This is a genomic window from Tolypothrix sp. FACHB-123 (genome assembly GCF_014697075.1).
Classification (GTDB): Bacteria; Cyanobacteriota; Cyanobacteriia; order Cyanobacteriales; family Nostocaceae; genus Aulosira.
Map to the genome: position 1 here is coordinate 1 of NZ_JACJRE010000121.1, position 7,145 is coordinate 7,145.

The 7,145-nt window shown below is 39.0% G+C and carries 6 protein-coding genes; 2 read left to right on the forward strand and 4 right to left on the reverse strand.

What is annotated here, in order from left to right:
- Window positions 1-202: 202 nt before the first annotated feature.
- Genes H6G41_RS35960 through H6G41_RS33680 form a run of 3 tightly spaced genes read right to left on the reverse strand, consistent with a single transcriptional unit; the run spans window position 203 to window position 2,663 of the window.
- Complete coding sequence (locus H6G41_RS35960) at window positions 203-337, reverse strand: hypothetical protein (protein ID WP_277878225.1); 135 nt, start codon at window positions 335-337, stop codon at window positions 203-205.
- Window positions 327-1,580: an ABC transporter substrate-binding protein gene (locus H6G41_RS33675; protein WP_190752689.1), complete on the reverse strand. Its 1,254-nt coding sequence runs from the start codon at window positions 1,578-1,580 to the stop codon at window positions 327-329. The genes H6G41_RS35960 and H6G41_RS33675 overlap by 11 nt, the downstream gene beginning before the upstream one ends.
- Window positions 1,581-1,613: 33 nt before the next feature.
- Window positions 1,614-2,663 (reverse strand): serine hydrolase, encoded by a 1,050-nt coding sequence (locus H6G41_RS33680; protein ID WP_190752690.1) that lies wholly within the window; start codon window positions 2,661-2,663, stop codon window positions 1,614-1,616.
- Between the two features lie 151 nt (window positions 2,664-2,814).
- Here H6G41_RS33680 and hemJ point away from each other — a divergent pair, with 151 nt between their 5' ends.
- Complete coding sequence (gene hemJ / locus H6G41_RS33685; protein ID WP_096647323.1) at window positions 2,815-3,402, forward strand: protoporphyrinogen oxidase HemJ; 588 nt, start codon at window positions 2,815-2,817, stop codon at window positions 3,400-3,402.
- Between the two features lie 123 nt (window positions 3,403-3,525).
- Complete coding sequence (locus H6G41_RS33690; protein WP_190752692.1) at window positions 3,526-4,386, forward strand: DUF6671 family protein; 861 nt, start codon at window positions 3,526-3,528, stop codon at window positions 4,384-4,386.
- A gap of 507 nt (window positions 4,387-4,893) precedes the next feature.
- Here H6G41_RS33690 and H6G41_RS33695 read toward each other — a convergent pair.
- Window positions 4,894-6,936: a GAF domain-containing protein gene (locus H6G41_RS33695; protein ID WP_242038151.1), complete on the reverse strand. Its 2,043-nt coding sequence runs from the start codon at window positions 6,934-6,936 to the stop codon at window positions 4,894-4,896.
- Window positions 6,937-7,145 lie beyond the last annotated feature (209 nt).

The following is a 7,145-nucleotide window of genomic DNA, read 5'->3' on the forward strand; positions in this document are numbered from 1 at the left end:
TAATTCCCCTTCTCCCTGAGGGAGAAGGGGTTAGGGGATGAGGGCGCGAGGTATTTGTACAATGCTTGCCCTATATAGCTTTTAGCTTAAGTTGACACGTATGGGCACTGCCATGCCCCTACCATCTGTCGCATTGTTTTTTTCAAATTGGTATGAAGAACCCAATAGTTGCTGCACAATAACCTGGCGTTTTTGCCACTGTTTATTGAACGCGACGGGAAACTACATCACCAAGGTGAATGGATGAGGTTGTTCTCCCCATGCCCAATGCCCAATGCCCAATACCCAATACCCAATGCCCAATGCCCAATGCCCCATGCCCAATATCATTTAACATTTAAAAACGCAAATTTACCCTTAACTCCATTTGCTTCCATCTTCAGTTGGGCAACGTAAAAATCTTTCTGAATCACATCACCGACTGGAGTAAAAGCAATTTCACCCAAAGGAGTTTGATAAGTTCCTTTGAGTAATTCTTGATTCAATTCGTTCCGTAACTGAGGCAATGAAAGCTGATTAATTTTCCGCCGATTATCTAAAGATTGTAGGGCTTCTACATATACTTGCAATGCAGTAAAAGCTTGAGCACTGACTTGGGGTGGTTCGCGACGATAATGGGCAAAATAGGCTTGGCGAAACGCTTTGTTAATTTCATTATTGTATTCTGGACTATAAGCTTGGGCAATAATTACCCCATCACACAGCGCTTTGCATACAGAAAATATATGAGATGTATTAAATCCATTTCCACCAATAATAATACCTTTGTAACCAAGTTCTCGTAGTTGCTTTACTAAATTACCTCCATCCACAGCCAACCCAGAGATAATTGCTAAATCAGGTTTTAAATTAATTGCACTACTAGCTTGAGTTTGAAAATCAGTATCTGTAGTTTGAAATTTTTGGACTGTAACTAAATCTAACCCTAAATCTTTTACTGTTTTTTGAAAAATTTCGGTTTCCGACTTATTAAAAGCGTCATTTTGGGCATAAAATACAGCCACTCTTTTAATATTAGGATTTTGCTTGAGCGCCGCTTTAACTGCATAAGGTGCGACAACAGCCACAGAGGAAGAAACTCGCGCCACATAATCCCCAATTTCGGGAATACCTTTAGCAGTATTGGATGCACCAATTACTGGAACTTGATTGCGTTCGGCTATGGGATTAGCACTAAAAGCTTGTTGTGATAGAGTAGGGCCAATAATTCCCACAACTTTATTTTGATTAATTAAAGTTTGAAAAGCATTAACAGTGCCAACTTCATCACCACCAGTATCTTGAAAGATTAATTTAATTGGTTTACCGTTGATGCCGCCTTTGCCATTAAAATATTTTTCGGCAATCTTGACGCCATCAGTTCCTTCTTGACCGAGTAATGCTACATTACTAGTCTGAGCAAAGGCAATCCCAATGGGAATTGCATTACCAGTTGTTGATGTGGGTGCTGGATTAGTTGTGGAATTTGTATTACTACTGCTACTTTTACCGCAGCCTATCAGCAGCGCAGAGCAGGTAAATAATAAGACAGTTTGCCGAGCGATACCTTTGGCACGCCTAACGGCGATCGCACTTTTCATAGATGGGTGAATATAATATTTTTACGATAATAGCTATGAATCAGGCTCTATTGGTGGCTGAAGTGCAACTTTACGCAATTCTGGGCAGTAATAGTCAGCGATTTCTTTCGCGATCGCATCTGGACGGGCAATTTTATCTAAATTAGATAGTATAATTACCGTAATTTTGTCATCAATAAAACGTGTAATATTACTGGCAAAGCCTAAAATTGAGCCATTATGCCCAACTACACGGCGACGATCGTAATTTAATACCCACCAACCTAAACCAGCTACATATCTTGATTTTTCCCAATCATCGCCCTGATTTGCTGGATGGGGAGTCCACATCAAATCCAAAGTTACTGGCTGTAGTAATGTTGCATGACAAAGCGCCTGTTCCCACTTCACCATATCTTCTACAGTGGAGAGTTGCCCACCTGCTGAATATGTAACTGAAGGGCTGTAATATGGTTTATTAATTAGCTTTCCTTGGAAAAAACTGTAACCTGCTGCCCTGTGCAACACAATATCTCTGGGATGATTCATCACAGTTGCAGACATACCCAAAGGTTGAAAAATAAGTTGTTGCAATAAATCGGTATAGGATTGTTTAGTGACTGCTTCCAACATCAACCCTAATAAATAATAGCCGGTGTTATCGTAGGCGCTAAACTCCCCTGGGGGAAACTTCAAAGGTAAATTGGTAACTAAAGCCAAAATTTCCGACTTTGATAAATCTTTACGGCTAATTTCCCAGTAATTTGCCACCTCAGTATAATTGGGAAGTCCCGACTGGTGAGACAAAATCTGCTTGATTGTCACCTGCTGCCAAGCTACAGGTATATTATCCAGGTATTGTGCGATCGCATCGTTTAAAGAAATTACCCCTGCTTCAACTAACATCATTGTGGCTGTAGCGGTGAAAGTTTTCCCAACAGAAGCAATTTCATAAACTGTCTTTTCACTTGCAGGAACTGCATGTTCAACATTCGCCAACCCGTAACCCTTCACCAAAACCCCTTTCCCCTCCCGTACCACAGCTACCGAAAGTCCCGGAATTTGGTTTTTATTCATGATTTCCTGGATATAGTCGTCAATCATAAGCCGTCACGGCAGTTCATACTTCTTAATCTATCTGTGGGCTAGCAATCAATCCTCGCTGAAGATTTTACCGTAACCTGATAAAGAGAGTAGTCGCGGCCATTTCGGCAAAAGCGACTCGAAAACAACTTGAGACAGGCAGGTTCAATTCATGGCTTATTCCTGGTTTAAAGCGTTTCATATTATTGGCTTCGTAGTCTGGTTTGCTGGTTTGTTCTACCTAGTACGTTTATTTATCTATCACGTTGAAGCTAACCAAGAACCAGAACCAGCACGTACGATACTGAAAAATCAGTATCAAATTATGGAAAAACGCCTCTACAATATCATCACAACTCCAGGAATGTTGGTAACAGTAGCAATGGCAATTGGACTTTTATCTACTGAACCAGATGTTTTAAAAGAGGGTTGGTTGCATATCAAACTGGTGTTTGTGACCTTATTAATTGGCTATCATCATTACTGCTCTCGACTGATGAAAAAATTAGCAGTAGATGAATGTCGGTGGAATAGTCAGCAGTTACGGGCTTTAAATGAAGCACCTACAGTGATGTTAATGGTAATTGTACTGCTAGCTGTATTCAAAAATAATCTGCCTACTGATACCACAGTCTGGGTAATTTTTGCATCAATTATTCTCATGGCAGTGACGATTCAGCTTTATGCTAAAAAACGCAAGCGTGATAAAGAAAAGCTGACGGCAGAACTAGCACAGGTTGCTCAGGAACAAGGTTCCTAATTTGGCAAATTTTCGGCAGGTTTAGTCTGTTTTAGAGGTAATTACTTAGGGATAATAAATAATTGTAATTACGCTTTATTACCGACTAATCTTGCCGAAATATTTACAGGAGGTAACCCCACGGTGAAAAATCAGCAATTTTTTAGTAATCATGTGGCAATACTGGCGACAATGCATCAAAAACAGCAAGCGATCGCCCCCATATTGGAGCCATTAGGTATTAAAATCATAGTACCGCCAAATTTTAATACTGATGTTTTCGGTACATTTACTAGAGAAATAGCCCGGACTGGTACGCAAATAGAAGCAGCTAAATTAAAAGCTACAAAAGCCCTAGAATTAACAGGTGCAAAATTAGCGATCGCCAGTGAAGGTAGCTTTGCACCTCATCCATATCTACCTTATATTTACTCAAATCGCGAAATTGTCATTTTATTGGATCGAGAAAACGACTTAGAAATTATTGGCGAAGAATTATCCTTAGAAACTAATTTTAATCATCAGGTAGTAGAAAATATCCAACAAGCCTATGATTTTGCCCAAAAAATTGGTTTTCCCGAACATGGGCTAATCATGAGTTATCAGCAGAGCGCTAAAGATAACAGCGAAATAATTAAAGGTATTAATACCGAAGAAAAATTAATAGCAGCTTGGAATTGGGCATTTCATAATTCACCCAATGGCAAAGTTCATCTAGAAACTGACATGCGCGCACATTACAATCCCACAAGGATGAAAAATATTGCCAAAGCTACTTCTAATTTATTAAGCAAGATTCAAAGCCATTGTCCACAATGTCATGTACCTGGGTTTGATATTACTCAAATAGTCAAAGGTTTACCTTGTGCAATGTGCGGTATGCCTACCAGCTTAGTTAATTCCCAAATTTACCAGTGCCAAAAATGTAGTTATACCCAAGAGAAATTATTTCCCGATGGCAGAGAGTTTGCCGATCCCGGACAATGTATGTACTGCAATCCTTGATGCAGCAGCCAGGATTGGGTAAACACTAACTGACAACTGAACAGTGAAAATAAAAAAAACCCTCTTGCCATTGACAAACAAGAGGGTTTTAGTATGGTGTGAGGAGCAAACTCAATGTTTGCTTCCTATTAGTGTAACAACTATATGTGGCAATTACATAAAAATGGTATGAAAATCATATGTTCTATGTATGAATTTATTTGCATTAAATGTAATTTCACTCAAATTTTCTCAACCAGCCTCATCCATTTTGAGAAATGAAGTAATTTCACTCTGATACCGATTTAAAAAACAATGCGACAGATAAAAAAACTCTATCCCTCGGTGGGTGGAGTTTTTGGACATGGGGAAGAATTTAAGCTAATGCGCGTCTAAATTGCATAATTACTAATCAGGGCTGTTGACTGTCAACAGTCAACAGTTGACAGCCTTAAGGATGGATTGTGCAACTTCAAAGCAGAATAGCTTACTAATTGCCCTATGCCCGAAATCCAGCAGATTCCTGAATTATGCTGACAAAATTGGCATCATGATCGTAAATTCTGTTCCTTGTCCGAGAATAGAATCTACTTTCAGCGTTCCGCCATGTCGCTCAACCACAATTTGCCGCGCGATCGCTAATCCTAATCCTGTACCTTTACCTACTTGCTTAGTGGTAAACAAATAATCAAAGATTCTTTGCTTGACTTCTTCTGTCATTCCTACACCATTGTCTGTAATCCGAATTAAAACATGCTGTTTATCTTCAGTTAAAAAAGTTTGAATTGTAATTTGATTGGGATTGGTTTGAATGTCTGCAAAACTACGTCCAATGTTCGACTCATCTAAAGCATCAATTGCATTGGCTAATAAGTTCATAAATACCTGATTTAGCTGCCCAGCAAAGCATTCTACTAAAGGTAAATCGCCATAGTCTTTTACTACCTCAATTGCTGGGCGATGTTGATTAGGTTTTAAGCGATGTTTGAGAATTAAAATTGTACTATCAATACCTTCATGTAGATTGAAAGGAACTTTGTAATCTCTATCGGCTCGAGAAAAAGTCCGCAAACTAGTACTAATATCCCGAATGCGCTCAACTCCTAATTTCATTGAGTCGATTAATTTAGGTAAATCTTCTCGTAAATACTCCAAATCAATTGCCTCAATTTCAGCTTGAATATCCTCACTTGGATTTGGTAAATTTTCTTGATATAAGTCAATTAACCCAAATAAATCTTGAACATAATTTTCCGCAGGATTAAGATTGCCAGCAATAAAGCTAACAGGATTATTAATTTCGTGAGCCACTCCTGCCACCAGATTTCCTAGTGCTGACATCTTTTCATTTTGTACTAACTGAAGTTGGGTTTCTTGGAGATGCTGAAGTGTTTGTTCTAGTTGTGTTGCTTGCTGGCGAGTTTGAATTAACAACTTTGTCTGCTTGATTGCTACCCCCATTTGGACGGCAATTTGCTGGGCAAATTGAATTTCCGAACTGTGCCAATCACGGTATCGATCGCATTGATGAATACAGAGTAAACCCCAAAGTTCATCGTCTTCCATAATTGGCACAACTAGTGAGGCTTTGATTTGAAATTGTGCCAAAATTGCCCGATGACATTCAGGGACATCAGCTGTATAAATATCAGCGATCGCACAGAAACGACCTTGTTTATAAAGGGTTGCGTAATTTTCACCAAAGCAATGATCCTGAACTTTAATAGCCAAAGCTGAAGGAAATGTAGGTAGTACATCTTCGGCAATAAATTCGCCGTATTCATAGCCCGTTTCCAAATTAAACTGATAGATGCCAACCCTATCGGTATTCAGAATGCGCCGAATATTTTGGGTAACAGCTGCAAAAATCGCCTCTAAATCTAAAGACTCGCGAATTTGAGTAACCGCATTAAACAAAGTTTTTTGTTGAGCTAGCGATCGCTCTAATTGTTGGGCGTAATTCTGCGCTTGCTGATAGAGAGAAGCATTTTCTAAAGCGATCGCCGCTTGAGTACAAAGTAAATTGATTACTTCCACGCGATCGCTCGTAAACACCTCAGCCGTCAAGCTATTCTCTAAATACAAAATTCCCAACAGTTTACCTTGATAATTAATTGGTGTACAAAACAAACTCTTGGGTTGATGGCGAATAATGTAATCATCTGCCATCAATAAAGCATCGGTAGCGGCGTTAATGACAATTGAGGGTTGTAGACTGCGCTTCACACAGTTAATCAGTGAAATAGGCAAGTCTTGAGAATCTTCCAAAGGCAGCGATCGCATAATTGTTGAGGGCTTACCAACTGTAGTTATGGCCTCAATTAATAATTTTTCTTCCTTGATAAGTAGCAATGCACATTTATCTGCCCCAGCATTTTCTATTAATACACTCAACAATGTCATCAGCAATTTATCAAGATGAATTTCACTAGAAAGTGTCTGAGAAGCTTTAAAAATTGTTGATAAATCAAGGATTGCGGAAACGCTAGTAGTAGCTGAAGTTGTGGAATTACGAGAAACTAGTTGAGATACAGTAGAGTTATCATTGGCACTAATTGTTAAATTAGGCATCAACTTAATTTTGTCCTGTTGCAGAATTAGAGTTAGTAAATGTGGATATTTTTGTTCCAAATCTGCAACTTTAGCTTTTGCACCCCAACGTGCATAGGCATAATAAGCGGTTCTTTAGTACTTGTTATGCTAAACTAACAATCAAAATGCCAGTTTAACAAGCATCTAATTCGGAAGTTTTCAAAGTTTCTAAATCCATAAGCCGAGCG